A 26,274-nucleotide genomic window follows, 5' to 3' on the forward strand; every position below is an offset into this window, starting at 1 on the left:
ATTTCCATCTTTGTGTACCCATCGTGCAAAATTCAATGGGGTCTATTCTACCGCGTCGCGGGCATCGGCCGGGTATCGTGGCCGGCCCGGCGGGCTTATAATATCGGCTGTTCAGTTCAAGCCGATCGCCATCATGCAAGCTACTCCCGTCGTTTCCACCGCTGCCAGCGCGCTGGCCGCCACACCTGCTGTCACTTTTGTCAATATTGCAGCGTATAAATTCATCACGCTCGACAACACGGAAGCCATGCGCCCCTTGTACCAGGAACAATGCCTGGCTTTGGCGCTGAAAGGCACCATTTTGCTCACCCCCGAGGGCATCAATATGTTCCTGTCAGGCACGCGCGAACATATCGATGCGTTCCTGGGCTGGGTGCGCTCTGACTCCCGCCTGGCGGACCTGGAGTGGAAGGAAAGTTTATCCAATGAGCAATCGCACAAGCGCATGCTGGTGAAGCTGAAAAAAGAAATCATCACCATGCGCATGCCCTTGATCAAGCCGGAACTGGGCCGCGCGCCATCGGTGGACGCGCACACGCTCAAGCGCTGGCTGGACGCCGGCGTCGACGATGCCGGCAAACCGGTGGTGATGATGGAAACGCGCAACGCCTTCGAAGTGGACGTGGGCACCTTCAATAACACGTTAGATTATCGCATCGACAAGTTTACGGAGTTCCCGGCCGTCGCCGCCGCACACAAGGCTGAGCTCGAAGGCAAGACCGTGGTCACTTTCTGCACCGGCGGCATCCGCTGCGAAAAAGCCGCCATCCACATGAAGGAAATCGGCTACGACAGCGTGTACCAGCTCGACGGCGGCATTTTGAAATATTTTGAAGAGGTGGGCGGCGAGCATTACACCGGCGACTGCTTCGTGTTCGACTACCGCACCGCCCTGAATCCGAAGCTGGAGCCGACCGAAACGGTGCAGTGTTTTGTCTGCCGCGCCGTCGTCACGCCGCGCCAGCAACTGGCGCCCGAGTATGTGTACGAGGTGTCTTGCCCGCATTGCTGTGGCAAGGCCTGAACCTGTCGTCCTAGCGCGGCGGCCAGGCGTACGAGAAATCCTCGTCATACGCCGTCAGGTTGGGACTGTAAGCCGGATCGCTCTGCAGTTGCTTGCCCCAGCGCTGCTGCACAAAAGCGATTTCCGCTGAGAAACGCGCCAGCTTGTCCGGCGCATGGTCGTCACCGCGCGTGGCCGATTCGTGATGAACCATCTCGGCGTACGGCGTCCAGACGTTGCGGTAGCCGGCTGCGCGCACTTTCAGGCAGAAATCGACATCATTGAAGGCGACGCCCAGTTGCTCTTCCATGCCGCCGACCAGCTCGAACACCTCACGCCGCACCACCAGGCAAGCAGCCGTGACGGCACTGAACGACTGATGCAGCAGGGCGCGTCCGAAATAGCCGGCCTGACCGCGCTGCACATAGCGGTGCGCATGGCTGGCCACGCCGCCCACGCCCAGGATGCAGCCGGCATGCTGCAGCCGCCCGTCCGGATACCACAGGCGCGCGCCCACGCAGCCGATCTCGTCACGGATGGCAAATGACACCATTTCCTCGAGCCAGTCGGGCGTCAGGATTTCGATATCATTGTTCATCAGGCACAACAGGCTGCCGCGTGCCATCTTTGCCGCGCGATTGTTCAGGGCGGCAAAGTTAAACGGGGATTCATCGCGAATAACCTGGACCCGCTCGGCCGGCAGGCGCGCAAATAGCTGCCGCGTGGCCTCTTCAGTACTGCCGTTATCGATGATGATCACTTCGAAGTTGCCGTAGCTGCTGCGCGCAAACAGCGAGTCGAGGCACATGCCCAGCAGGTCGGCGCGGTCGCGCGTGGGGATCAGGATGCTGACCAGCGGCAACGGCGAGGGACGCGCAAAGCGTACCCGGTTCATGCTCGGCACCTCGGGCGCCTCCAGCACGTCGGCCGCGATGCCCTTGCGCGCCAGATGTTCCCTGACCGCCCTGCGTCCGGCTTCGGCGGCATAATTCTTTTCACCGGCGTCAAGCGCCGTACTGCCGCTGATGGCGCGCCAGTGATACAGTACCTTGGGCACGTGCACCACCTGCTCCGGCCTCAGTTGTTCGATCACGCGCAATGCCAGGTCGTGATCCTGAGCGCCATTGAAGCCTTCCCGAAAGCCACCCAGCTCGCGCACCAGCGCGGTACGGTACACGCCCAGATGGCACACCATGTTCTGTGCCAGCAGCAGTTCAGGATTGAGATCGGGCTTGAAATTCGGATCGAAGCGGCGGTTGGCCGCATCGACCTTGTCCTCGTCGGAATACACCAGGCCCACGTCGGGCTGCCGGTTGATGGCTTCGGCGATCCACCACAGCGCATGCTCGGCCAGCAGGTCGTCGTGATCGAACAGGGCGACAAATTCACCGCCGGCCAGCGCCAGCGCCGAATTGGTGGACGCCGCGATATGTCCGTTCTGTTGACGATAGACGATACGGATGCGGCTGTCCAGGCTGCGGTAGCGCTCCAGCAAATCTCGCACGCCCGGATTGGTCGATGCATCGTCGGCAATGCACAGTTCCCAGTGCGGGTAAATCTGCATGCGCACCGATTCGATCGCCTGCTCCAGAAAGGCCAGTGGCGGATCAAACACCGGCAACACCACCGAGATCAGCGGCCGTAGCGCAAAGCCTTGCATGTCGGTGCATAACTGCGCGCGCGTCGCCTCATCGAGTGAGCCATAGCGGCGTACCCATTCGGCATAATCGTTGCGTCCAAACTGCGCGGCGCTGGCGACCTTGCCAAAGCCGAGCCGCACGCCGGCCAGTCCCTCGCGCCGATACAGGCGGCACGCCTTGCGCACGACGCCGGCCACGCCGCCGCCACGCTGCAGCGCCAGGCGCAGCACGGCGGCGGCGCGCGCCGGATGGCGCAACCAGGAAAGGAAGCGGCCAGGCTGGCGGCACGAGTGCGCAGGGGTTTGCTGTGGCATTTTTGGGGACATGATGATCGACGATAAAGGGAAAGCCAGGCGCTAGCGGAACGACCAGCGCTTGTGTCCGAGGTAGCTGGTAAATACCGGCACGACCACGCCGACGGCATGCGCGATCTCCTTGCCCCAGCTTGTCACGCCCATGGCTGGCAGCACGTAGTAGGCCAGCGCCATGCTGATGGCCCAGGTTTGCGCGACCGCCACCAGGTTGACCAAGGTAAAGAACAAGGCGGAGCGGCCCATCGATTGCGCGCTGTCCTTGAACACAAACAACTTTGCCAGGACAAACGCCGTCACCATGCCCGTCAGGTAAGCGAGGATGACGGCGCCGGAAAACGGCAGCCACTGGTTATAGACGATGCGCGAGCCAAAATTGACGGCCGCGGCGGTGCCGCCGGTCACCAGGAAGACAACAAACTGGCGCGATGCAAAATGCCTGATCATGCGGCCGCATCTTTCGCCATCTGACGGCCAAAACCGATGCTTTCGGAAATGCCGCGGTCTTCCGGGTAGTAATACGAGGTGTCGGCTACCCACAGGCCCTGCACCGGCAAGGACACGGGCGGCAGGCGCGACAGGTAGCCAGGCTCGCAAATGGGCTGCGCATGGCGGTAACGGCTGGCGCGCATGTCGATAAAGTCGGCGTCGCTCAAGGCGGGGTTGATCTTCTTGAAGTAACGGCGCACCTTGTCGAGGAAAGCCTGGTCCGGTTCTGCAAACTTGGGATGCTCGCCAGGCATGTAAAACGGCACGTACACGATATGCTCGTCCATCGGACGCAGATTGGAATACTCGACCAGGCCGGGGATATCCATGTCGGGGTCATTGGTGTTGAGCCAGAAATTGTCGGTCAGGCGCTGGCGCAGCTTGACGATCACGCAGACCACCGCGATATTGTTGAGCGCGCGAAATTGCGACAACACCTGCTCAGGTAAATCCGGCATCAGGCGCGGCACATACGGCAACGGTACTGTACTGATCACCTTGTCAAACACTTCGAACTGGCCAGCCACTTCCAGGCCGCGCACCTTGCCGTCCTCGATCAGCACCTTGCCGACGGGCGAACTGAGGCGTACCTCGCCACCATGACGCACGATATCGGCGTGCATACCCTGCAGCAGGGTCGACGAACCGCCGTCGAGATAGCCGAGCTTCTCCTTGAACAGGCTGTAGCGCGAACGGCCAATGCGGCGGATGCGGCTCCAGATCCAGGCGGCGGACAGATTGTCCGTGTAATCATAAAACTTGTAGTCGAACAGGCGCCGCCACAGCACTTCATAGGCTTCCTTGCCAACCCAGCGGCGTATCCAGGCCACCGCATCGACATTGTCCAGCGGCTTCCAGTCATCGCGCTTGGTCGACAAAAAGGCATGCAGGCCATAGCGGAACTTGGCCACGAAACCCAGTCCCTTGAATTTCAGCAGCGCCACCGGATTGCCCCATTCCTGCAAGCGGTCCTGGTACCAGTAGCCCATGCGGGTGGCAACCCAATGCATCTTGTCCTGCAGTCCCAGTTCGTCAAGTACCGTCAGGAAGGCATGGTCGGAGATGGCGTGAAAATGATAATAGCGTTCGATCGACAAGCCGGAAAAATCGAATGCGGCCGTCATGCCGCCGACCCGGTCGTCGGCCTCGAAGACCACCGGCGTGTGGCCGTCGCGCGCCAGCTGATACGCCACAGCCAGTCCCATCGGACCGGCTCCCAGCACTGCAATACGTTGACCCATGTTGATACTCCACTGTGTTAATTTGAACAAAGGCGTTGACCGACGTCGCTACGCCTTCTGCTGCTATTCTGATTTCAGCGCCAGCGCCGACCATTCGCCCCAGCCATCGCCGTTGTCGCTGATCCGCAGCACCAGTTCACCCGATGGCAAGGCGGCGCTGTCGAGCACGAGTTGCGTCCATTCCGGCAGCACCGGCATGACCACGCTCAACTGCGGATATCCTTCCACTGTCATCACCTGGTGTCCGGCGGTGGGCCCGGAGCGGTAAAAAAACCGGTCGCCGCGTTTGAGCCGCAGGGAAATAGTTCCCGTATCCTGGTCACCGTGGATTGAACTGCCATAGACCCGCATGCCGTCGATCTTCGATCGATGGAAATCCGCACCCAGCCATTGATTGCCCGCCAGGACGCTGGCGCTGCCCAGGCTCGCCAACTGCGGCGATGGCGCGATGGGTTGCGCGGAAAACAGCGGTGCCGACACATGGACAGGCAGGAAACATGCTGGATGCTCACCTTGCAGTACCATGTCGCCGCCCAGCGCCACAGCTTTGGCGTAGCCGGCAAAGCCGGTCTGCGTCGCCGGCGCGCCTGGCGTCGGAGCGCCGGTTGCCGCATAACCGACCACGTGGCCTGCGACGACCAGCCGCACGAAAGTGGGCGCCTGCGCACTGCCGGGCGCATGCAAGGCACCTTCGATGCGCACATAAGCAGGATCGCCAACGACAGGAACCACGGCCGACACGCCGCCATCGCAGCGCACGCCAGACTGTGGCAAGGACTGCCCCATACGGGCCGCCACACCCTGCAGCGGATAATGGCCGAAGATCGACAAGTCTTTTTGCACCGCCCGCGCGGCCAGCGCCAGCGCCCTTGACGGTTCCGGATAGACCTGCATGATCTGCGCCTTGTCCTGCACCCCCATCGCCAGCGCCAATGCGGCAACGCGCTTGCCGAACAAGGCCGTCTCGTTCGCCGGCTTCAAGGCCTGCACCTGCAACAGCAGCATGGCCGCGCCCAGTACGCCCAGCGCCAGCACCGACACGCCGCGCCAGGCTTTGGCGCGCTCGCGCAGCAACGGAAAATACAGCACCGCCAATGCCGCCCAGGCCATCACCGCCGGCGTGGTATACCGGCTTGAGAAGGCTTGTTCAGGCCCGAGCGACATACGCCCGCTTGCCGTCAGCACGGCCGTCATGACGATATACGCGATAAAAAACAGCAGCGCCAGCGCCGGACCGCGCCGCGGCGATGACAGCTCGCGCCAGAGCCGGTAGAGCGCACAGGTCACCAGCAACAGGCCGGCCACCAAGGCGAGCTGGCTGGCCCAGGAAGCGCCGCGCGCCAGGTAAAAAAATGGCCCGCCCAGGTAGCGCAAGCTGTAGGACAGCATGCCCAGCGGATGCTCGAGCAGCACCTTGTGGATCGGTGCACGGCCGCCGATCATATTGTAGTGATAAAAGAAGACCGACAAGCCCAGTACGGTAAAAAAGGCCAGGAAGACAATCTTGAAGCGGCCCAGGCGCACCACGATCGCATACACCAGCATCAACGGCAGGGCAAGAATACCGTTGGCCATCGCCACCATGCTGCCCAGTCCGAACACGGTGGCCATCATGCAATGACGCCCCGCCAGAGCGCCATATTGCGCCCGCGACAGCCAATACAAGGCGCACAGCGGCAACAACTGGGCCAGGAAAAACTGACTCTGGAAGCCCCACGTCAGGTTCTCCTGCTGCGACCATAAAAACAGCCATGCCGTCAGGAACAGCATCGCCGCCCATTCGCCGGCAGTGGCGCGGGCGGTGCCGGCGAGCTGGCGCAAGATGCGGCAAAACAGCAGCGCCGCGCAGGCCACCAGCAGGTAATTGCAGATGATCAGGAACACGCTGGTCCCGCCGAACCATTTCAGGTCCAGCCAGAAAAGCACTTTTGCCAGCACGATGCGGTGCTCGTTCTGCTGAAACCACCAGATGCTGCTGTCGCCAGCCTGCTGGAACAGGAAGAAATCGAGATAACCGTCCCACATGTCCCAGAATGGCACCGGAGACCAGGCCAGCACGCCGCCCGCTATCGCCAGTCCCACCATGCAGATGGCAAACAGGGCGCTGGCCAGCAACAGCCAGCGGCCACCCGATACGGCCCAGGCTTTGCGCCCGCTTATGGTATCGGTAGCCATCAGAATTCCAGAATTACTTTGTTATAACGCGCATCGTTGAACGTTTCATCGATGGCACGGGCAAATGGGGTGTACGGCACGCCGAACATGCCGGGCCAGTCGATCACTTCGAACTCATCTTTCGCGCTCAGCGCGGCGAGCTGCTGCGTGGTAAACGGCGGATTCTTGTCGAACACCGACCACAGCCAGATCAAGCCATAAAACAGGTGATACGGAATCCTGACAATCGGCGTGCGTGCGCCGGTGGCGCGCTTGATGGTGCGGATGATATCGATGTAGTCGACTTTTTCGTGGCCGGAAATATTGTAGATGCCGGCGCCACGGCGGTGCTCGATGCAACTGATGATGATATTGGAAAAATCGCCGACATACAGCGGCTGGCGCATGTAGCGGCCATGGCCCGGGATCGGGAACACCGGCACTTTTTTCATGAAACGCGACAACCAGCCCAGATGCTTGCGGTCGAACCAGCCAAACATCAGCGTCGGCCGCAGCACCGGGCAGGCGATGCCGCTGGCCAGCACCATCTGCTCCTGCTCCTTCTTGCTGCGCGTATAGAAATCGTCAGCCACCGATTCCACCACCGAAGAGCTGATATGCACCAGGTAGGGCTGGCGCGGGCTGGACTTGATCTGTTCCAGTATCAAACGCGAGGCGTCGACGTTATTGCGCACAAAGTCCTGGTAGTCGATGCCGCCAATTTGCGCCTGCAGCATGACCACCACATCGGCGTCAAGCACATGGCGCTGCCAGTCGCCCGGCTCGGCCAGGTCGGCATATTCGCAGACGATATCGGGCTGGACTTTTTGCAAAATCGCCAGATTGCTGCGATGCTTGTCCAACACCACCAGATTGGTATAGCCCTTGGCTTTCAGGCGCGCCACCAGGTTTTGCCCGACCAGCCCGGCACCGCCCGGAAGGACAATTTTTTGATTGCGATGGTTCATACGTAACACACTCCCATTATTATGCTTTAAACAGTACCGCCGTCAGATATCCATTTTATTAAAGACAAACCGTGGCAGGTGGCGAATCACCTGCATGATCACGGCCCATTTGCCCGGCGTATAAATGGTCTGCGCACCACGGGCGATCCCGGCCACAATCTCGCGCGCCACCTGCTCGACCGGCGCCATCTTGCCCTGTCCCGGCAGGTGCGCCGTCATCGGCGTGGCGGTCGGTCCCGGCTTGATCAGCACCACCGTCAGGCCACTCGACGCCAGGCGGTGCTGCAGGCCTTGCGCATAGCGCGTCACGAGGCCCTTGGCGGCGCCATACACATAATTGGATTTGCGGCCACGATCACCGGCGACCGAGCCGATGATGGCCAGTGTGCCCCGTTCGCTACGCTGCATGTGTTCGACAAACGCTTCGGCAAACAGCACCGGGGAGATGGCGTTGACCTCGAGGGCCTCGCGGCATTGCGCCAGGTTGGTCTGGCATTGAGCCTGGTCTGGCAAGGAGCCATGGGCAATCAGCACCACGTCCAGTTGCCCTTGGGCAGCCAGTTCCGCAGCCATCGCAGCGATGCCATCGGCGTCCATGAAGTCGGCCTCGCGCACGCTGATGCGCGACTGCGGGCTGCGTACCTGCAGGTCATCGGCCACCTGCTGCGTACGTTGCACGCTGCGCCCCACCAGTGTCAGGTGCACCGTGGTGTCGCTCACCCACAGCCTGGCGCAATGCTCGGCGATGGCCGAGGTTGCTCCGATAATGACGATACGTTGTGGCTTGTTCGGCGGCATACGCATTTCCTTGCTTAAAATTGATTGGATGTGAGTGGCAGCGCTACGCTGGCCACGCATTGATAGTGCGGATGCTAGCTGCCCATCAGGCGGCGCGACATGGCCGAACTGATGCCCGGATCGCGGTAAGGCAGAAACTCGGGCAGGCGCGGATAGCCGGCTTCAAACAAGGCACGCGGCATGCGCGCATCCTTGGCAGGATACAACCTGCCGCCGGCTTCAGCCACGATACTGTCCAGCCGCGAAAACAATGCCAGCGTACCGTCTCCCCGGTTCGGGAAGTCCAGCGCCAGGGTCACCCCAGGCTGCGGAAAACTCAGCATGCCTGCCGACTGGCGCTCGCCAAAGGTCTTGAGCACGGCCAGGAACGAGCCCTCGCCGGCGCGCGCAATCGCCGCGAGCATCGCTTGCACCGCATCCTGGCCCACCGCGCGCGGCACCACGCTTTGATACTGATAAAAACCGCGCGGGCCATACATGCGGTTCCAGTCGAGCACATTATCGAGCGGATAATTAAACGTTTCGTAATGCACGGTGCGCCGGGGCACTTTCCATTTATTCAAATGATAATAGGCCGTATTCAATACCGGCAACGACCAGCGGTTCATCAGCGACACCGGCGGCACGAATGGCATCTGATGCTTGCGGCCCGAAGGAGCGGCAGCCAGGCTTGCAGCCCCGAGCTTGCCGCGCATGAACAGGCCACGCGCGCCGCCGCCGGCCATGCAGTCGATCCAGGAGACCGTATGTTCCCACTGCGCCTCCGACTCGTCCGACAGCGCGAAAAACTGCGCGAGGTTTTCATAGGGCAGTGTTTCCGTTTCCAGCCAAGGGCCGGCAACGCGGCGCAATTGCAACTGCACCCGCATGATGACGCCGGTCAGGCCCATGCCGCCTATGGTGGCGGCCAGCCATTGCGGTAACAGGTGCGGACCGCAGTCGATCACGCTGCCATCGGTACGCAGCAATTGCAGCGCCAGCACATGGTCGCCAAACGAGCCATGCACATGGTGGTTTTTTCCATGCACGTCATTGGCGATTGCACCGCCGACGGTCACCATCTGCGTGCCTGGCGTGACCGGCAGCATCCAGCCGCGCGGCACCGCCATCTTCTGGATATCACGCAACAGGACGCCGCTTTCACAGGTCAGGCGGCCGTTAACGGGATCAAAACCGAGGAAACGATCCATGCTGGTCGTGCGCCATAGCGAACCGCCCGGGTTGAGGCAAACATCGCCATAGCTGCGTCCCATGCCATGCGCCACGCCCGGCCGGGCACCAGGCAAACCCTGCAATGCGCGCGCCGCATCGGCCAGCGCGAAGACCTCGTGCTCGTCAGCTGTCAAGCGCCCCCAGGATGACACTGTCACCATGACCATCCGACGGTGCCGCTCACCAGCACCAGCGCGAACACCAGGCCGGCCACGATGCTGACCTTGTCCTTGACAGCGAATACCAGCGGGTCGTCATGCATGTCGCCGCGGTGCGCCCGCAGCCAGATCCAGCTGACCCAGAACAGCATCACCGGCACCGCCCCCCATACAAACTCGGGCGTACGGTACAGCTGCAACACCGCCGCGCTGTTCAGGTACAAGGCCAGCACGACCACCGAGGCGTAACCGGAAGTAATGCCCAGCATTTGAATCAGGGGCGCATCACTGGTCAGATAACCACGGCCGTGCACTTTTTCTTTGCCACTGAGCATCTGTACCTGCAACTCCGCATAGCGCTTCACAAACGCCAGCGACAAGAACAGGAATACGGAAAAAGCCAGCAGCCAGAATGACAAGGGCATCTCGGCCGCAGCCGCGCCGGCAATGATGCGCAGCGTATACAAAATGGCCAGGGTCACGCAGTCGACCAGCACCAGGCGTTTCAAGCCCCACGAATAGATGCAGGTGAGCAGGAAGTAGACGACCATGCAGGCCAGGAACGCGCTGCCGACATAGTTGGCCAACAAGATGCTCACGGCCAGCAGTACCGGCGCGAGCAGCACCCCCATCCAGGCGGGCACCACGCCAGAGGCAAACGGCCGCGTGCATTTGCGCGGATGCTGACGGTCGCTCTCCAGGTCCAGCAGGTCGTTGGCGATATAGACGGACGAAGCACACAGGCTGAAGGCGACAAAGGCCAGCGTCAACATCAGCAAGGTATCGATTTCGCTCAGCAGATGAGCTGCCACCAGCGGCACGAACAGCAGCAGGTTCTTCATCCACTGGTGGACCCGCAGGACGCGGCGCCATGCGCTCAGGCCGGCGGCAGGGGCGGCGAACACGCGCTCGACCTCGCACTGCGCAGCCGCCTTCGTGGCCAGGTCGGCCGAAGCATTCACCACCACCGCCCGCCGCGCCCGCTCCCATACCGCCAGGTCGGCATATGAATTGCCCGCGTAATCAAAACCGGCGCGTCCAAAGCGCTGCTCCAGGGCCGCAGCCTTGTTCTGCCCGGCCAGATTAACCACGCCATCGCTGGCCATCACGGTATCGAAGATATCGAGGTGCGCCGCAACTGCGTTGGCGATCGACATATCGGACGCGGTGCACAGGACCAATTGCCGTCCCTGTGCCTTTTGCAGTTTCAGCCAGGCCAGCAAGTCTGGCGCATACGGCAGCGAACTGGCATCGACACTGGCGCCTTGTGCCAATCGCTGCTTGAGGACAGCCTTGCCCTGAGACAGCCAGTAAGGAATGCGCACGGCATCCCATGGCCTGTCGCGCAAGGTGCGCAAGGCCGATTCATGCAGCATGTCGGTACGGATCAAAGTCCCGTCGAGATCAACGACCAGTGGCAGCAAACTCAAAATAAAACCCTTCAAAAGTAAACATCCAGGACAACAGCATTTTTAAAATATGCCGTACCCGGCTTTGCCGGCACCTGTGCGAACGTCTTCATGGGCAGGGCCGGAGCGTCGGCCACCCTGCCCTGCGCCAGGCTAGGCCGCGTGAGGCGCCGCCGAACGCGGCGGCCACGCCAGGCTGAAGTCACTGTACAGCAACGACAGATTCGGACTGTACGCCGGATCATGCTGCAACAATGGCTCCCAGCGCCGCTTCATGTACTCCACTTCACGGTTGAAACGCGCACTCTTTTCGGGCGTGTCATCAAGTCCCCGCGTGGCCGACTCGTAGTGATACAGCTCGGCATACGGCGTGAGCATGTTGGTGTAGCCGAGCTCACGTACGCGCAGGCAAAAATCGACGTCGTTGAAGGCCACTGCCAGGTCGGTCTCATTGAGCCCGTCCACTTCCTGGAAGATGCTTTTGCGGATCACCAGGCAAGCTGCCGTCACGGCAGAAAAAGCGCTGAGCAGGCTGGTGCGACCGAAATACCCATCATGCTGGCGCGCCATGTGGACGTGTGCATGACCGGCTACGCCACCGAGACCGACAATGACACCGCCGTGCTGCAAGGTGTTATCCGGGTACCACAGACGGGCGCCCACGGCGCCAATGCCGGGTTGCAGCGCATGGCTGACCATTTCGTCAAGCCAGTCGGGCGTGATGACTTCAAGGTCGTTGTTGAGCAAACCGAGCAGCTCGCCGCGGGCATGCCGCACCGCGCCATTGTTAAGCGCCGAATAGTTGAACGGACGGTCATCGCGCAGCACCCGCACGCGCTGGTCGCCTTGCACGTCGCGCAGCCAGTCCAGGGTAGCCGGGTCGTCCGAACCGTTATCGACGATCAGTATTTCGTAGTTCGGATACGTCGTCAACGCGAGGACACTCTGCACGCAAGTGCGCAGCAGTTCGAGTCCATTACGGGTCGGAATGATCAGGCTGACCAGCGGCGGATGGTCCGGCAGCGCGTAACGCACACGGTAACTATCTTTCACGCGCTCGACAGTGGCGTTCACGCCACGGCGGGCAAAATGGGCGGTCAGCGCCCGTTCGCCAGCCATTTGCGCGTACGGCTTGGCGTCGCTGGACATGGCCGTGCTCTCCTGGTGGACTCGCCAGTGGTACAGGACACGCGCAATATGGTGGATCTGGTGATCTTCGATACGTTCTATGCAGCGCAACGCCAGGTCATAGTCCTGCGAGCCTTCCATGCCCACCTGGAAACCGCCGACCTCGCGCACCAACGCCGCGTGGTACACGCCCAGATGCGAAATCATGTTTTGCGAATAGAACAGCGGACGGTTCCAGTCGGTCTTGAAGTAGGCACCGAAACGTACGCCATCCGCATCGATCTTGTCTTCATCGGAATAGATCAGGCGTGCATCGGGCTTCTGGTTGATCGCCTCGGCAACCCAGAACAGGGCTTGCTCGCTGAGCAGGTCGTCATGGTCGAGCAGCGCGATCCAGTCACCGGTGGCGACTTCGATGGCGCTGTTCGATGCCGCCGAAATATGGCCGTTCTTGGGCCGGAACACGACCTTGATGCGGCTGTCCTCGCGCTGGTAACGCTCGAGGATCGTACGGATCTCCGCATTGCTGGAGCAGTCGTCGGCGATGCACAGTTCCCAGTGCGGATAAATCTGCTGGCGCACCGATTCGATCACCTCGACCAGCCAGCCAGGTTTCGGATTGTAGGTCGGCATCACCACGCTGATCAGAGGCTGGACGGCAAAAAATTCCTGGCGCGTGCGTAGCGCGGCGCGCCGTTCATCGTCCAACACGTCATAGCGGTGCAGCCATGCCGCGTAGTCATTACGGTCGGGCTCGCCGGCAGCCACCGGCACGCCGGACGGATTGCCCGACTGCACAGCTTCGACCAGCGCAGCACCACGTTGCAAACCGGCAATACCATCACGGCGGTAGGCCTCTGCGGCCTTGGCGGCGGTCGCCGGCAGGCCACCACCCATGCGAACCGCCGACCGGACCAGCCGCACCGCGCGCTTGGCCCGCAACACTTGCGTACCAACAAAACGCAGCCCGGCCGTCGCGCGCCAGCTGCTGGAGCTGCGCAGGGCGGCAATCTCGATATCGCGCTGGGTCAGTGTTTGCTGCACATCAGCAACACGTTCATCGCGCTGTACCAGGATCTGCTGGATTTCGGCTACCCGTTCTTCGCTCTGCGCCAGGGCTTGCTGCAGAGTGGCAATCTGTTCTTCTTTCTGCACCAAAACTTGTTGCAAGGCGGCAGCGCGCTCGTCGCGCTGCGCCACTTCCTGCCGCACGGCGGTAGTCTGGCTGATGCTGGTCGACAGTTGCTGGCGCAAGGTAGCGATCTGCTGTCGTTGCGATGCCGCATACTGATGTTGCACAGCGACCTGGTCGGCGTGGCGTTGCTGCAAGCCGCTGTGACGTTGCTGCAAGTCCGTCTGGCTTTGCTGCAGGTCGGCGTAACTTTGCTGCAGGTCGGCGTAACTTTGCTGCAGATCGGCGTAACTTTGCTGCAATGCGGACAGTTGCTGTTCGACCGCGGGCAAGGCCTCGTCGGGCGCCTGCAGCCGCAGGCTCCATGGATTGGCGCTCTGGTCAAACGCCACGCCATGCACATATTCCGTATTATGCAGCTGCAAAATACCAGGCACGACCCGCTCGTCGCTGCCGGTAACGATACGCCGTCCCAGCACGTTTTCTTCTGCCGGCGCCTTGCGTACGATACACAGCGAATTGATGAACTCGACGGAATGAATACTGGTCAGCACCGCCTCGTCGATATCGCAGCCGTAATGGCCGAAAATACCCTGCAAGATGGCCTTGCGTTCGCGTGCGATGCCCCAGTGCTGGTGGCTGATCACGTCGGACAGGCGCTTGAAAAATGACAACGACGAATACGGGTCGTACAAGCCCCCCTGGTATTGTTCCCAATAACTACAGTGCAAATCTTCCGCGACAAACAGGCCGCCGTCGGCCAAATGCTGGAAATACAGCGTGAAGGTCTTCACGATATCGCCCGAGGTGTGCGAACCGTCGTCGATGATCAGATCGAATACCGGCGCGCGCCGCAGCACCTGTTCCACCACGGCAGGGTCATTGGCATCGCCCAGAATGAAACTGATGGCCGGATTGTCATATACCAGTGCCGCGCAGTCAGGATTGATGTCGCATCCGACCAGGGTACTGCCGGGCGCAAAATAATCGGCCCATATGTCGAGCGAGCCGCCGTTCTGGATGCCGATTTCAAGCAGCCGCAGCGGTGCTGTCCGGTAAGCGCTGAACAGGCGGTCATACTCCCTTAAATACAGATCCCATTTATCGGACACTTTGCCCTGGTGACTGGTGAATATTTCAAACAACGTAGGCTTACTCATGAATGACCTCAAGCTCCGCACGGGTGAACGGCAAACCGACCAGGCCGTAACGGATTTTACTAGATGAAATGTTAATGATCAGAGCATCGTGCAACCAGTGATGCTGTACGTGGTTCTGCAGGTCGCCGTCCGCCACCGACGCCATGACGGCATATTGCCCATTGGGCAGCATCGGCAGGCGGAACTCGAACACTCCTTCGAACAGGGCGCCGGCGGCAACCGGGGTCGGCCGCAAGCCGGTGAAATGCAGGGTATTTTCGCCGAACAGATCCTGCCCCAGGCGGTCGCGCACGAGGAAACCAAGAATCGGCCGCTCAAGTGCCTGATGTGCCCGTGCCCGCACCGTCATGCGTACCCGTTCGTCGCCCTCGAACACCGCGTCGGTCTCGTCGGAGAGTTTGGTCAGCGCCACCGAAACAATGTCGGCATGGCCGGTTTTCCAGCCATTGGCGTCACTCAGATTGTCGCGCACCGACGCTTGCGTACCATAGTCGCTGGCCAGGGGTGGCGCTGAGGTGGCGTCGCCCGCTTCGGCGCCGCCTACCGAGGTCAGCTTCGACTCGGCACCGTAGATCTCCTGCAGCGTGTATTGCAGGTAGGCTTCGGAAACGGCCTTGGCCGTGCCCAGTTGCTCCACCCGCCCATGCTTGAGCCAGATCCCCGAGCGGCACAGGTTCTGCACCGATGCGGTGTCGTGGCTGACAAAAATCAGCGTGCCGCGTTCCTGGAACTTGCGGATGAAGCGCATGCATTTCTGGGTAAACACGGCGTCGCCCACCGCCAGCGCTTCGTCGACGACGAGAATATCGGCATCGACATGGGCGATCACGGCAAAGGCCAGGCGCAAATACATGCCGCTGGAATAGGTCTTGACGGGCTGCTCGACAAACTGTCCGATGTCGGCAAAAGCGACGATGTCATCATATCTGGCGTCGATTTCTTCGACCGACAGGCCCAGCACGGACGCATTCATGTAAATGTTTTCACGGCCCGTGAACTCCGGGTTGAAACCCGACCCCAGTTCCAGCAGCGCGGCGATGCGGCCGCTGGTTTCAATGCTGCCCGAGGTGGGCGTGAGGGTGCCGCAGATCATTTGCAGCAAGGTCGACTTGCCGCTGCCATTACGGCCGATGACACCCACGGTTTCACCGCGCCGGATTTCAAACGACACATCGTTCAAGGCCCAGAATTCGCGGAAATACTGGCCGGTTGGACGGCCGAGCAGGCGCTGCGCGCGCGGCAGCATGAACTGTTTCAGGCGATCGCGCGGCGTGTCGTAGATTTCATAACGCTTGCTCAGGTTGCTGACGCGGATAGCGATTTCATCAGAGGACATCGGCAAATCCTTTCCGGGTTTTCTGGAACCAGACAAAACCGGCCCAGGCAAACACCAGCGCCAGCAGCGTGTACAAGCCGAGGCCGGACCAGTCCGGCAAATGCCCCCACAGCAATACGTCGCGCGACTGTTCGATGATGAAGGTCAAAGGATTGGCCATGATAAAGACCCGCGCCGCTTCCGGCACGGCGGAAACCGGATAAAAGATCGGCGACAAGAAAGTCAGGACGGTGGTCAGAATGGTGACGAATTGCCCCACATCGCGCAGAAACACGCCCAGCGAGGCGAGTATCCACGCCAGACCCATGATCAGTATCATCAAGGGCAGCAGCACCAGCGGCAGCAGCAAGGCGGTCCAGTGCAGGTAGCCATTGAGCAGGAAGAATGCGCTGAGGAGCACGACCAGGCTGATCATCGCATGAAACAGCGCGGCGCCCATCGCGATCAGCGGCAGTACTTCAAGCGGAAACACCACTTTCTTGACATAGTTGACATTGGCCAGCACCAGCGTGGGCGCGCGGTTGATCACCTCGCTGAACAGGCCGAGCACGATCATGCCGACAAACAGGACAATCGCAAACTGGGTTTTGCTTTCCTCCACGCCAGCACCGCCCCAGCGTGATTTAAAAATCTCGGAAAACACGAAGGTGTACACCACCAGCATGAAAACCGGATTGAAAAAAGACCATGCCAGGCCCAGGATAGAGCCCTTGTAACGGCCCACGACTTCGCGTTTGCTCATCTGGGCAATCAGGCTGCGGTTATGCCACAGGCTGCGTCCGAGCGCCAGCAGCGACGTTGGCTGGGCGGCATGCGGATTGATTGCCGCGACATGCTGCCTCACGCAAACGTCTCCGCATCGGCCAGCAGCTTGCCCAACTGGTCCTTGCCCGACAAGGCAGGCAAGCCGTCCAGCGGCCAGGCGATGTTGAGCGTCGGGTCGTTCCAGGCCAGGCAGCGCTCGAACTCGGGATACCAGTAATCGGTGGTTTTATACAGAAATTCGGCACTGTCGGACAGCACCAGGAAACCGTGAGCGAAACCGGGCGGCACCCATAACACCTGTTTATTCTCGGCCGACAGTTCGACAGCGACGTGCTGGCCAAAGCTGGCGGAACTGCGGCGCAGATCGACGGCCACATCAAGGACGCGCCCCTGGGTGACGCGCACCAGCTTGCCCTGAGGATGCTGGATCTGGTAGTGCAGGCCGCGCAACACGTTCTTCGCCGAGCGGCTGTGGTTATCCTGGACAAACCCAAGCTGGCAGCCTATTGCCTCTTCAAACTGGCGCTGATTGAAACTTTCATAGAAAAACCCGCGCGCGTCGCCAAACACCTTCGGTTCGATGATCAGCAGATCGGGAATTGCCGTCGTTATCACCTTCATCCCTGTACCTTTTCCTTTAATAAGCGCTGCAAGTACTGGCCATAGCCATTCTTCGCCAGCGGTGCGGCCAGCTGTTCGAGCTGGGCTGCGGTAATGTAGCCTCTACGGAATGCAATTTCTTCCGGGCAGGCCACTTTCAATCCCTGGCGATGTTCGATCGTCCGGATGAACTTACTGGCCTCGTTCAGGCTTTCATGGGTGCCGGTATCGAGCCAGGCATAGCCACGGCCAAGAATTTCCACATTCAATTCATGGCGTTCAAGATAAATACGATTGATATCGGTCATTTCCAGTTCGCCGCGCGCCGATGGAGAATGCCTTTACCTTGATCCATCATTATTTTCTAGAATCTCACTGAGCATGCGCGCCACGCCACGCTGCCAGTCCGGCAGCGTGAGCGAGAAGGCCGATTGCAGTTTTGCGGTATCGAGCCTGGAGTTTTTCGGCCGTGCGGCAGGGGCGGGAAACGCTTCGCTGCCGACGGCGGCGATCGCCTCGTTTGCCACCGTGATCCGGGCGCCTGCCTGGCGCGCAAAATCGATCACGTAACGGGCATAGCCGTGCCAGGAGGTTTCGCCGGCGGCGGCCAGATGATAGATACCCGACAGTTCTGGCTGCGCGCGCGCTGAACGGATGGCGTGCGCGGTCACATCGGCAATCAGCTCGGCGCCAGTCGGCGCACCGATCTGATCGGCCACCACGGACAGACGCTCACGCTCGCCGGCCAGGCGCAGCATGGTCTTGGCAAAATTGCCGCCGCGCGCGGCATATACCCAGCTGGTGCGGAAAATCAGGTACTGGCAGCCGCTGCGGGCAATCGCCTGCTCGCCATCGAGCTTGGTGCTGCCATAGACGCTCAAGGGTCCGGTCGGCGCCGATTCATCGCGTGGCGCTTCGCCACTGCCGTCAAACACATAGTCGGTCGAGTAATGCACCAGCAAGGCGCCGGTTTCGGCGGCCACTGCGGCCAGCACGCCGGGCGCCCGGGCATTGACCGTAGCGCAGGCATCCGCATCGCTCTCGGCCTTGTCGACCGCCGTATAGGCGGCCGCATTGACGATCACATCGGGGGCGATGGCCCGCACCGTGGCCTCAATCCCCGCCAGATCCTGGAAATTGCCACACCATTGCACGCTGTCGCTGCCCAGCGCAATGACCTCGCCCAAGGGCGCCAGGCTGCGCTGCAGCTCCCAGCCGACCTGGCCGTTCTTTCCTAACAGTAAAATTTTCATGGTGTCCGCTCGCTATAGTTTTTTGCCACCCAGTTCTGATAAGTTCCCGACTGCACGTTGACCACCCAATCCTGGTGATCCAGATACCACTGCACCGTCTTGCGGATGCCGGTATCAAATGTTTCGGCCGGCTTCCAGCCCAGCTCGCGCTGCAGTTTGCTCGCGTCGATGGCGTAGCGGCGGTCATGGCCCGGCCGGTCGGTCACATAGGTGATCTGTGCGCTGTAAGGACGGCCGTCGGCGCGCGGACGCAATTCGTCGAGCAGGGCGCAGATCGTGTGCACGATCTCGATATTCGGCTTTTCATTCCAGCCGCCAACGTTATACACCTCACCCACGGTGCCTGCGTCCAGCACGCGGCGAATTGCGCTGCAATGATCCTTCACATACAGCCAATCGCGAATCTGTTGACCATCCCCATATACTGGCAGCGATTTGCCAGCCAGGGCATTGACGATCATCAACGGGATCAGCTTCTCCGGGAAATGATAAGGGCCGTAATTATTCGAACAATTGGTAGTAAGTACCGGCAAGCCATACGTGTGGTGATAAGCGCGCACCAGATGGTCGCTGGCGGCCTTGCTGGCTGAATAAGGACTGTTGGGCTCGTAGCGGTGGGTCTCGGTGAAAGCTGGCTCGTCTTTGGCCAGCGAACCATAGACTTCGTCGGTCGACACATGCAGCATGCGCAACTGCTGGCGCGCATCGTCTTCGAGCGCCCCCCAGTAGGCGCGCACGGCTTCCAACAGATGGAAGGTGCCGACGATATTGGTTTGAATGAAGTCGCCTGGGCCATGGATGGAGCGGTCGACATGGCTTTCCGCTGCGAAATTGACGATAGCGCGTGGCTGGTGCTCGGCCAGCAATTTGGCCATCAGGGCGCTATCGCCGATGTCACCATGGACAAACAGGTGGCGCCGGTCGCCCTCGAGCGTGGATAAGGTATCGAGATTGCCCGCGTAGGTCAGGACATCAAGATTGACGACTGGTTCATCAGATTGAGCAAGCCAGTCCAAAACAAAATTTGCGCCAATAAATCCCGCGCCCCCCGTTACCAGTATCATTTTAAATCCTCAATATTGCCCATATTTCATCAAACCGACCAGAAACCGCAGCGACCAACCGCAACACCAAAAAAGGTTTTCACTTTAGCATCACTGGTTTGGCAGATTGTATCGTATCAGCCGTGTTTTAACGACCCCGACATACTCGCGGCTTGCCATTGTTCAGGCAAAGCGCCAGCGGAAGCGATATCAGGGCAGCAAACGCTGGAATACTCATCGTTTCCCGAAAAAGCGCCGCATCAGGATTTTCAGATACACACTTGACACAAAAAATTTCAGTGCGCTGCCCAGGTGCCACAGCATGAAGCGCAACTGGCGGTGGCTATCGCGCTGGGCTTCATGAATCACGCGGATCTCCGTATTGACCAGGGTTTGAAATCCGGCCAGGCGCGCCCGCGCACAAAAATCCACATCTTCAAAATATAAAAAATAACGTTCGCTGAAACCATGCAAGGCCACATAAACAGCGCGCGGCACGGCCAGGAACATCCCTGCGGCCCAGTCAGGCACCAGCATGGGACCCACCTGCGGCACCACTTCACGCGGCCGCTGCAGATGCAACAGGCGTCCGACGATCCTGCGCAGCAGATGATAAGGCGATGGGAAATTGCGCGCACTGTCTTCGACCTGGCCACTGCCACTGACGATCAGCGGCGCACAGATGGCCGATGCCGACTGCTCCAGCATGGCGAGCAGTGCCGGAAAAGGATCGTCCATCAAGCGTATATCGGGATTCAATACGACGAAATGATCACTATTAGACAACATAAAGGCAGCATTATGGTTGGCCGCAAAACCGCGCGGTGACGGATTTACAATCAGATACACTTTGAACGGCAGGGCCTCGAGATCGATCGCCAGTTCTTCCCTGATATTGAGCGTCAGGATGACGTCGAACGGGCGCTCCCGCAGGGCCGCCAGTTGATGCAACAACGGCTCGATATAGGCGCGGTGTCCGTGACTGACGATAGACAGCGAAAATTTTTGACGACTCATAAACCAGGATCCAGTGATAAAAAGCGGCGTGCACGCCACAACGGTCTTCAACAGCTCAGCCTCGCCACAGCGCGCCGAGCCCATCGCGCACGCCACGCAGAAAGTATCTCAGCTGCAGCAGCCTGTTTTTCTGTGTCGCCAGCAGAATGCACTGATACACCATGTTGATCATGACTTCGCGCAACGCCAGCAGTTTGGGCACATGGGACAGGCGCAGCAGCAAAAAGCCATTGCGGATGCGGTAATAACGCCGCGCCTCCGAATGAATCGGCAAGCGCCACTTCAGGAAGGCAATCGAACGCTCGCCGATCGAATGGACCATGCACACCGAGGGAATGGCAAACAGCACGTAACCGGCATTCACGGCCCGCAAGCACCATTCGATATCGACATAATCGATAAAGAAATCGCTGCGCATCGCGCCCACCTGGTCCATCACGGCCATGCTGGTGAAGGAGCCCGACGAAATGGCGATGGAAACGGGAATGGCGCTGGTTTCCTGACCGGTAGGAAAGATTTTTCGACGCGTACCATGCCGGCTGAACCAGACCAGAGGATAAAAAAACCCCTTCTGTTCATCCTTGAACACCGGCGCGACCAGGGCAACCCTGCGGGTTTGCGACAGCGCGAGAAAAGCGGCTTTCAACGACGCGACGAAGCACTGCGTGATGCTGCTGTCCTGGTCGAAATAGATCAGGTACTGGGCACCGGCCAGGCGCGCCCGGTCATTCCCCACATTTTGTGCGTAGGCAATACCCATGTTCTGCGGCAGCGCGATCAGTTCAATCTCGGCACAAGCCTCGCAGCCGGCGCGCAACAGCGCGATATTGGCACTGCCGTTGTCGACCACGATGATTTTTTCGACCTGGCCGGCCAGACAGGAAGTCAGCCGCCACAGATGGTCCGGCGTCGGGTTGTAGGTAACAACAATGGCATACACACTGCCAGTGGAAATATCATGCATGAAGCGACTCCAGGCGCAAACACCGGCGGCAGGCGATCCACCGGCGTCCGATCTGCGCCTGTCTATGATGGGATGAGGAGCGTGGTGGATGCCGACATGCGCGCCGGCGCGGTGATTACTTGCTCAAGCCGCCGAGCAGGGCTGCCAACTTTGGCTTGGGCTTGCTGGCAGGCGTATTGACCACCGCCGCTGGCGCCGCCTTGGCCGGCTCATATGGCTTGAGGAACCAGGGATCGACCTTCTCGCGGCGCGCGCCGGGACTGAAAGGCGGCCGGCTCGAGCGTTCAGGCGGACGGGTGGACGAGCGCACGTCGGCGTCGGACGCGCGCGGTGGACGCATGTCGCCTTCGGCGCGGCGCGGCGGACGGCGCTCGCGGTCGCTGTCGGCCGAGCGTGCCGGCACCGGCGAAAAGCCGCCCAGTTCGCCACGCTTGACGGTTTGCTTGATCAGCCTTTCGATATCGGCCAGCAAGCGCTCGTCCTTGTCGGAATAGATCGAAATCGCGTCGCCCGAGGCGCCGGCGCGGCCGGTGCGGCCGATGCGGTGCACATAGTCTTCGGCGTTATATGGCAAGTCGAAATTGATGACGCAGGGCAGGTCGGAAATGTCGAGGCCGCGCGCGGCCACGTCGGTTGCCACCAGTACATCGATCTCGCCCTTCTTGAACGATTCGAGCGCGGCCATGCGCTCCTGCTGGCTCTTGTCGCCGTGAATCGCGGTGGCACTCATGCCTTCCTGTTCCAGCACGCGCGCCAGGCGCGAGGCGCCGATTTTCGTGTTCGAGAACACGATCACCTGTTTCAGGTCGCGCTGGCGCAACAAGTGCACCACCAGGGCGTGCTTCTGGTCTTCCGGCACTTTATAGACCACTTGCGTGACCTTGTCGGCGGTCTGGTTGCTGCGCGCCACTTCAATCGTCAGCGGATCGTTGAGAAAGGTGGCAGCCAGCTTCTTGATTTCCGGCGAGAACGTGGCCGAGAACATCAGGTTCTGGCGCTGTTTCGGCAGCAAGTTGATAATGCGCTGCAAGTCCGGCAGGAAACCCATGTCCAGCATGCGGTCGGCTTCGTCCATCACCAGCATCTGCACCTGGCCCAGGCTGATGTTCTTCTGCTCGATATGGTCGAGCAGGCGGCCCGGCGTGGCGATGACGATTTCCACGCCGCCGCGCAGGATCACCGTTTGCGGCTTCATGTCCATGCCGCCGAACACCACGGTCGAGCGCAGCGGGGTGTGCTTGGCGTAGGCCTTGACGTTTTCGGCCACCTGCACCGCCAGCTCGCGCGTGGGGGTGAGGATCAGCGCGCGCACCGGGTGGCGCGCCGGCGACATGCTGCCGCTGGCGTGGGCCAGCAGCAACTGGATGATCGGCAGCGAGAAGCCGGCCGTCTTGCCGGTGCCGGTCTGCGCGGCGCCCATCACATCGCGCCCTTGCAGCACCACCGGAATGGCCTGTTCCTGGATCGGCGTTGGATGCGTATAGCCCTGCTCGGTCAGCGCGCGCAGGATATCGGGCGCCAGGCCGAAATCGGCAAAGCTGAAGGCAGGAGCGGCAACGGCGGGAGCGGGAATGACAGCGGAGGTGACGGCGGGAGTGGCAGTGGCAACAACAGCGACAGGCGTGGCGGTAACGGCGGTAACAGCAGGAGCGTCGGTGGCGGCGACAGGCGCCGCGGCTGGGGCGAGCGCCGGATCGGGCGTAGGAGTCGTTTCGGTTTCAGACATAGTTTTCTGGTGTGCCTCCGCACTGCGGAAGCCATGCTTTCTCAATAAACAACATTTCAGGGCGCAGCAGCTACGTTTTGCAAGCCCGATGATTGTTCTTACGGCACCTCTGTGCTCCGAGGCAGGCTGTGCGGCGAGTGCGGTAGCGTCAGGAAGGTGTACGGACGATGGCGGCGGAGATTGCGCCGGCGGAACATCGCGCGCAGAAGATACAATATCAGTGCTGTAAACGATACCCTAATTCACTGCAACTGTACACGGAAACCGTGATTTTCCGGCAAAAACCATCAAGAACCAGCCCCGCCGCCCCATCGAGCGCCACCAGCGCCGCGCATCCCTAGCGATCACTGCCAGCCCCGCCTGTGCCGCCTGTGCCACGCTCCATCAGCGCCTGCGGACGACCTTGCCATGCCGGCAAGTTGACGACGTAGGAATGGGATGACACGGGGCAATGTTCCTAGCCTACATAAGCGCGTCGGCTCATCCGATGCCGGCGGCGGCACCATCGTCTTATAGTGGAGTCATTGCAGAACACAACGCAGCACAGAATACAAAACAACAGCAATAACGCCAATCAACAAGATCAGAAGACGAGGCCATATCATGTACAAAGCTTATAGCAACCTGTCCCCAGCCGTGACCAGCACCACCGCCAGCGGCGACTGGAAACCAGCGCCCGCCAAAGCCCCCGCTTCGCCCATGATCAGCATCACTGGCGCCCAGCAGAACGAACTGCTGCGGGCCCTGTCGCGCACCGACCTCGAACGCCTGTTCTGCCAACTGGAACTGGTCGCCCTGCCCGCCGGCAAGCACCTGTTCGACTTCGGCGACAAGATCGACTATACCTACTTCCCGACCAACGCCATCGTCTCCCTGCTGTATGTGATGGAAGACGGCGCCACCACCGAGATCGCCGTGATCGGCCGTGAAGGCGTGGCCGGCGTGACGCTGTACGAAGCCGAACGCGCCACCTGCACCGCTGTCGTGCAAAGTGCCGGCTACGGCTACCGCCTGAAAACGGCCTTCCTGCGTGAAGTCTTCAACGAAGGCGGCGCCCTGGCCCAATTGCTGATGCGCTACACCAGCGCCATGTTTGCCCAGATGGCCCAGAACGTCGTCGGCGGCCGCCACTGCAGCATCGAACAAAAACTGTGCCGCTGGTTGCTGGACCGCCTGGACCGTTCGCTGTCGAACGAACTGAAAGTAACGCAAGACACCATGGCCAACATGCTCGGCGTGCGCCGCGAAAGCATTACCGTCACGGCCCGCAAGCTGCAGGACGAAGGCCTGATTCAATATCGTCGCGGCACCGTCGAAGTGCTGGACCGCGCCGGCCTGGAAGTGGCCGCCGGCAATTGCTACAAAGCCGCCCGCGCCGGTTTCGAACAGTTCCGCAGCAGCATCAGCGCCTACAACTGATCATTCACAGCGGCCTCCCGGCGCTCCTTCCAAGCACGCTGCGGCGTGCTTTTTTTCGCCTGTACAATTGTGCCCTCAATTACGAAAGGCACCATGGACGACTTCAACTGCGAAGACCTGCCGCATATCCGCGTACTGGCCGGCGAGAACGAAAACGGCCCGGTCTACGAATCGCTGCCCGCGCGCCAGATCGACGACGACGTCTACGAATTGCTGGCCTCGCCCGGCCTGACCCTGAACCTGGCGCGCGGCGACATCATCAGCATCCAGGACCCGACCGTTCCCGCCGAAGTGCTCAAACGCGGCGGCAATTTCTGCATCCAGCTCTATGCCGACCAGGTACCGGACGACGCCGTGGCCAAACTCGAACGCGAGGTGCGGCAACAACTGGGCGGCACCCTCGATGGACAATACCAGGGCAACCTGACCTTCAGCGTGCCGGGCCGGCATGGCATCTACCACGTCAACGGCCCCTTCGACGCCTTTCGCGAGGCCACCGGCGTGGAATGGTACTTCGCCAATATCTACGCCAACCTCGGCGATGACGACGACGAAACCTTGCTGGACTGGTGGCTGACGGCCTGAACAGAAAAGCGGTACATGCTAGGATGGAAGATTGATCTGTCTGTGCCTAGCCATGAAACACACACTGTTCCTGTTCGACCTCGACGATACCTTGCTCGATTTCAAGGCCTCCGAAAACCTCTCCTTTGTCCGCACCATGCACGCGCTGGGCGTGGCGGGCGCCACCGAAGCGCTGTTTGGCTACTACCAGCCGATCAACGTGGCGCTCTGGCGCGCCTTCGAACAAGGCACCGTCACCCAGCATTTCCTCAAGGTTGAGCGTTTCCGCCAGACGTTCCTGGCCGCCGGCCTGGTACTCGATCCCGAACTGGCCAGCCGCCTGTATCTCGAATCGTTGTCGGACACGGTGGTGCTGATCGACGGCGCGGTCGAACTGTGCGCAACCTTGGCCGCGATCGGCGAAGTGGGCATCCTCACCAACGGCGTCGATGCGATCCAGAACCGCCGCATTGCCAGCTCGGGCCTGCAGCCGCATATTTCCTTCGTCGCCACCTCCGAAGCGGCCGGCCATGCCAAGCCGGACCTGCGCTTTTTCGACTACGCGGCGAAGATGGCCGGGCCGTTCAGCAAGGAGCAGGCGATCATGATCGGCGACCGCCTCGACGCCGACATCCTTGGCGCCAACCGTTACGGCGTCGACAGCTGCTGGTACAACCCGCAGCAGAACAGCAATACCTCGGCGGCGGCGGTGCCGACCTTCGAGGTGGCCAGCCTGCGCGAAATCGTGGCCGCGCTCCAGGGTTTGCCGGTGGCGTCGTGACAG

Annotated in this window: 21 protein-coding genes and 1 pseudogene; 4 read left to right on the forward strand and 18 right to left on the reverse strand. The window is 60.8% G+C overall.

Features of this window, described 5'->3' with window-relative positions; all coding sequences use genetic code 11:
- Positions 1 to 133: 133 nt before the first annotated feature.
- Positions 134 to 1,024, forward strand: a complete 891-nt coding sequence (locus CD932_RS05760) for a sulfurtransferase (protein WP_094441799.1) — start codon at positions 134 to 136, stop codon at positions 1,022 to 1,024.
- A 10-nt stretch (positions 1,025 to 1,034) separates the two neighbouring features.
- Here the strand turns inward: CD932_RS05760 and CD932_RS05765 are convergent, their stop codons facing one another.
- The 18 genes and pseudogenes from CD932_RS05765 to CD932_RS05850 form a co-directional block, all read right to left on the reverse strand.
- Complete coding sequence (locus CD932_RS05765; RefSeq protein ID WP_094441800.1) at positions 1,035 to 2,969, reverse strand: glycosyltransferase; 1,935 nt, start codon at positions 2,967 to 2,969, stop codon at positions 1,035 to 1,037.
- A 30-nt stretch (positions 2,970 to 2,999) separates the two neighbouring features.
- The gene (locus CD932_RS05770; protein ID WP_094441801.1) at positions 3,000 to 3,401 is read right to left on the reverse strand and encodes a GtrA family protein; all 402 of its coding nucleotides are present in this window, start codon (positions 3,399 to 3,401) and stop codon (positions 3,000 to 3,002) included.
- Positions 3,398 to 4,684, reverse strand: coding sequence for an NAD(P)/FAD-dependent oxidoreductase (locus CD932_RS05775; RefSeq protein ID WP_094441802.1), 1,287 nt, complete (start codon positions 4,682 to 4,684; stop codon positions 3,398 to 3,400). Before CD932_RS05775 ends, CD932_RS05770 begins: the two co-directional genes overlap by 4 nt.
- Positions 4,685 to 4,747: 63 nt before the next feature.
- Positions 4,748 to 6,859: a hypothetical protein gene (locus tag CD932_RS05780; protein WP_094441803.1), complete on the reverse strand. Its 2,112-nt coding sequence runs from the start codon at positions 6,857 to 6,859 to the stop codon at positions 4,748 to 4,750.
- Positions 6,859 to 7,806 carry an NAD(P)-dependent oxidoreductase gene (locus CD932_RS05785; RefSeq protein WP_094441804.1) on the reverse strand — a complete coding sequence of 316 codons (948 nt, stop codon included), beginning with the start codon at positions 7,804 to 7,806 and terminating at the stop codon, positions 6,859 to 6,861. The genes CD932_RS05780 and CD932_RS05785 overlap by 1 nt, the downstream gene beginning before the upstream one ends.
- Positions 7,807 to 7,848: 42 nt before the next feature.
- A complete protein-coding gene (locus tag CD932_RS05790; RefSeq protein ID WP_094441805.1) occupies positions 7,849 to 8,604 on the reverse strand; it encodes an SDR family NAD(P)-dependent oxidoreductase in 756 nt (251 codons plus the stop codon).
- Between the two features lie 74 nt (positions 8,605 to 8,678).
- A complete protein-coding gene (locus tag CD932_RS05795; RefSeq protein WP_094443478.1) occupies positions 8,679 to 9,977 on the reverse strand; it encodes an FAD-binding oxidoreductase in 1,299 nt (432 codons plus the stop codon).
- Complete coding sequence (locus tag CD932_RS05800) at positions 9,971 to 11,404, reverse strand: UbiA family prenyltransferase (RefSeq protein ID WP_094441806.1); 1,434 nt, start codon at positions 11,402 to 11,404, stop codon at positions 9,971 to 9,973. Before CD932_RS05800 ends, CD932_RS05795 begins: the two co-directional genes overlap by 7 nt.
- 132 nt (positions 11,405 to 11,536) lie before the next feature.
- A complete protein-coding gene (locus tag CD932_RS29725; RefSeq protein ID WP_217907233.1) occupies positions 11,537 to 14,803 on the reverse strand; it encodes a glycosyltransferase in 3,267 nt (1,088 codons plus the stop codon).
- Positions 14,796 to 16,139 carry an ABC transporter ATP-binding protein gene (locus CD932_RS05810; RefSeq protein ID WP_094441807.1) on the reverse strand — a complete coding sequence of 448 codons (1,344 nt, stop codon included), beginning with the start codon at positions 16,137 to 16,139 and terminating at the stop codon, positions 14,796 to 14,798. The genes CD932_RS29725 and CD932_RS05810 overlap by 8 nt, the downstream gene beginning before the upstream one ends.
- Positions 16,129 to 16,983 (reverse strand): ABC transporter permease, encoded by an 855-nt coding sequence (locus CD932_RS05815; protein WP_254926479.1) that lies wholly within the window; start codon positions 16,981 to 16,983, stop codon positions 16,129 to 16,131. Before CD932_RS05815 ends, CD932_RS05810 begins: the two co-directional genes overlap by 11 nt.
- A complete protein-coding gene (gene rfbC, locus CD932_RS05820) occupies positions 16,980 to 17,525 on the reverse strand; it encodes a dTDP-4-dehydrorhamnose 3,5-epimerase (RefSeq protein WP_094441808.1) in 546 nt (181 codons plus the stop codon). The genes CD932_RS05815 and rfbC overlap by 4 nt, the downstream gene beginning before the upstream one ends.
- A pseudogene (locus tag CD932_RS05825) lies at positions 17,522 to 17,827 on the reverse strand (sugar phosphate nucleotidyltransferase); the annotation flags it as partial. The gene rfbC and the pseudogene CD932_RS05825, both read right to left, overlap by 4 nt.
- A gap of 18 nt (positions 17,828 to 17,845) precedes the next feature.
- Positions 17,846 to 18,757, reverse strand: coding sequence for a dTDP-4-dehydrorhamnose reductase (gene rfbD, locus CD932_RS05830; RefSeq protein ID WP_094441809.1), 912 nt, complete (start codon positions 18,755 to 18,757; stop codon positions 17,846 to 17,848).
- Positions 18,754 to 19,821 carry a dTDP-glucose 4,6-dehydratase gene (gene rfbB, locus CD932_RS05835; RefSeq protein WP_094441810.1) on the reverse strand — a complete coding sequence of 356 codons (1,068 nt, stop codon included), beginning with the start codon at positions 19,819 to 19,821 and terminating at the stop codon, positions 18,754 to 18,756. The genes rfbD and rfbB overlap by 4 nt, the downstream gene beginning before the upstream one ends.
- Positions 19,822 to 20,034: 213 nt before the next feature.
- Positions 20,035 to 20,817 carry a glycosyltransferase gene (locus tag CD932_RS05840; RefSeq protein WP_176460889.1) on the reverse strand — a complete coding sequence of 261 codons (783 nt, stop codon included), beginning with the start codon at positions 20,815 to 20,817 and terminating at the stop codon, positions 20,035 to 20,037.
- Between the two features lie 55 nt (positions 20,818 to 20,872).
- Positions 20,873 to 21,781 carry a glycosyltransferase family 2 protein gene (locus CD932_RS05845; RefSeq protein WP_094441812.1) on the reverse strand — a complete coding sequence of 303 codons (909 nt, stop codon included), beginning with the start codon at positions 21,779 to 21,781 and terminating at the stop codon, positions 20,873 to 20,875.
- 115 nt (positions 21,782 to 21,896) lie between these two features.
- Complete coding sequence (locus CD932_RS05850; protein ID WP_094441813.1) at positions 21,897 to 23,507, reverse strand: DEAD/DEAH box helicase; 1,611 nt, start codon at positions 23,505 to 23,507, stop codon at positions 21,897 to 21,899.
- A gap of 699 nt (positions 23,508 to 24,206) precedes the next feature.
- On the opposite strand from CD932_RS05850, the gene CD932_RS05855 reads away from it, so the two are divergent.
- From CD932_RS05855 to CD932_RS05865, 3 genes are all read left to right on the forward strand, one after another.
- Complete coding sequence (locus CD932_RS05855) at positions 24,207 to 24,926, forward strand: Crp/Fnr family transcriptional regulator (RefSeq protein WP_094443481.1); 720 nt, start codon at positions 24,207 to 24,209, stop codon at positions 24,924 to 24,926.
- 93 nt (positions 24,927 to 25,019) lie between these two features.
- Positions 25,020 to 25,511 carry a DUF4265 domain-containing protein gene (locus CD932_RS05860; protein WP_094441814.1) on the forward strand — a complete coding sequence of 164 codons (492 nt, stop codon included), beginning with the start codon at positions 25,020 to 25,022 and terminating at the stop codon, positions 25,509 to 25,511.
- Positions 25,512 to 25,563: 52 nt separating this feature from the next.
- The gene (locus CD932_RS05865; protein ID WP_094441815.1) at positions 25,564 to 26,271 is read left to right on the forward strand and encodes a YjjG family noncanonical pyrimidine nucleotidase; all 708 of its coding nucleotides are present in this window, start codon (positions 25,564 to 25,566) and stop codon (positions 26,269 to 26,271) included.
- The last annotated feature ends 3 nt before the right edge of the window (positions 26,272 to 26,274 follow it).

This window comes from Janthinobacterium sp. PC23-8, assembly GCF_002250505.1.
Taxonomy (GTDB): domain Bacteria; phylum Pseudomonadota; class Gammaproteobacteria; order Burkholderiales; family Burkholderiaceae_D; genus Janthinobacterium.

Coding starts and splice junctions, on each gene's coding strand:
- rfbC (WP_094441808.1), bottom strand. CDS start 17,525: ATGAAGGTGATAACGACGGCAATTCCCGATCTGCTGATCATCGAACCG.
- CD932_RS05775 (WP_094441802.1), bottom strand. CDS start 4,684: ATGGGTCAACGTATTGCAGTGCTGGGAGCCGGTCCGATGGGACTGGCT.
- CD932_RS05765 (WP_094441800.1), bottom strand. CDS start 2,969: ATGTCCCCAAAAATGCCACAGCAAACCCCTGCGCACTCGTGCCGCCAG.
- rfbB (WP_094441810.1), bottom strand. CDS start 19,821: ATGATACTGGTAACGGGGGGCGCGGGATTTATTGGCGCAAATTTTGTT.
- CD932_RS05785 (WP_094441804.1), bottom strand. CDS start 7,806: ATGAACCATCGCAATCAAAAAATTGTCCTTCCGGGCGGTGCCGGGCTG.
- rfbD (WP_094441809.1), bottom strand. CDS start 18,757: ATGAAAATTTTACTGTTAGGAAAGAACGGCCAGGTCGGCTGGGAGCTG.
- CD932_RS05760 (WP_094441799.1), top strand. CDS start 134: ATGCAAGCTACTCCCGTCGTTTCCACCGCTGCCAGCGCGCTGGCCGCC.
- CD932_RS05860 (WP_094441814.1), top strand. CDS start 25,020: ATGGACGACTTCAACTGCGAAGACCTGCCGCATATCCGCGTACTGGCC.
- CD932_RS29725 (WP_217907233.1), bottom strand. CDS start 14,803: ATGAGTAAGCCTACGTTGTTTGAAATATTCACCAGTCACCAGGGCAAA.
- CD932_RS05865 (WP_094441815.1), top strand. CDS start 25,564: ATGAAACACACACTGTTCCTGTTCGACCTCGACGATACCTTGCTCGAT.
- CD932_RS05790 (WP_094441805.1), bottom strand. CDS start 8,604: ATGCCGCCGAACAAGCCACAACGTATCGTCATTATCGGAGCAACCTCG.
- CD932_RS05845 (WP_094441812.1), bottom strand. CDS start 21,781: ATGCATGATATTTCCACTGGCAGTGTGTATGCCATTGTTGTTACCTAC.
- CD932_RS05795 (WP_094443478.1), bottom strand. CDS start 9,977: ATGGTGACAGTGTCATCCTGGGGGCGCTTGACAGCTGACGAGCACGAG.
- CD932_RS05780 (WP_094441803.1), bottom strand. CDS start 6,859: ATGGCTACCGATACCATAAGCGGGCGCAAAGCCTGGGCCGTATCGGGT.
- CD932_RS05810 (WP_094441807.1), bottom strand. CDS start 16,139: ATGTCCTCTGATGAAATCGCTATCCGCGTCAGCAACCTGAGCAAGCGT.
- CD932_RS05855 (WP_094443481.1), top strand. CDS start 24,207: ATGATCAGCATCACTGGCGCCCAGCAGAACGAACTGCTGCGGGCCCTG.
- CD932_RS05840 (WP_176460889.1), bottom strand. CDS start 20,817: ATGAGTCGTCAAAAATTTTCGCTGTCTATCGTCAGTCACGGACACCGC.
- CD932_RS05770 (WP_094441801.1), bottom strand. CDS start 3,401: ATGATCAGGCATTTTGCATCGCGCCAGTTTGTTGTCTTCCTGGTGACC.
- CD932_RS05850 (WP_094441813.1), bottom strand. CDS start 23,507: ATGTCTGAAACCGAAACGACTCCTACGCCCGATCCGGCGCTCGCCCCA.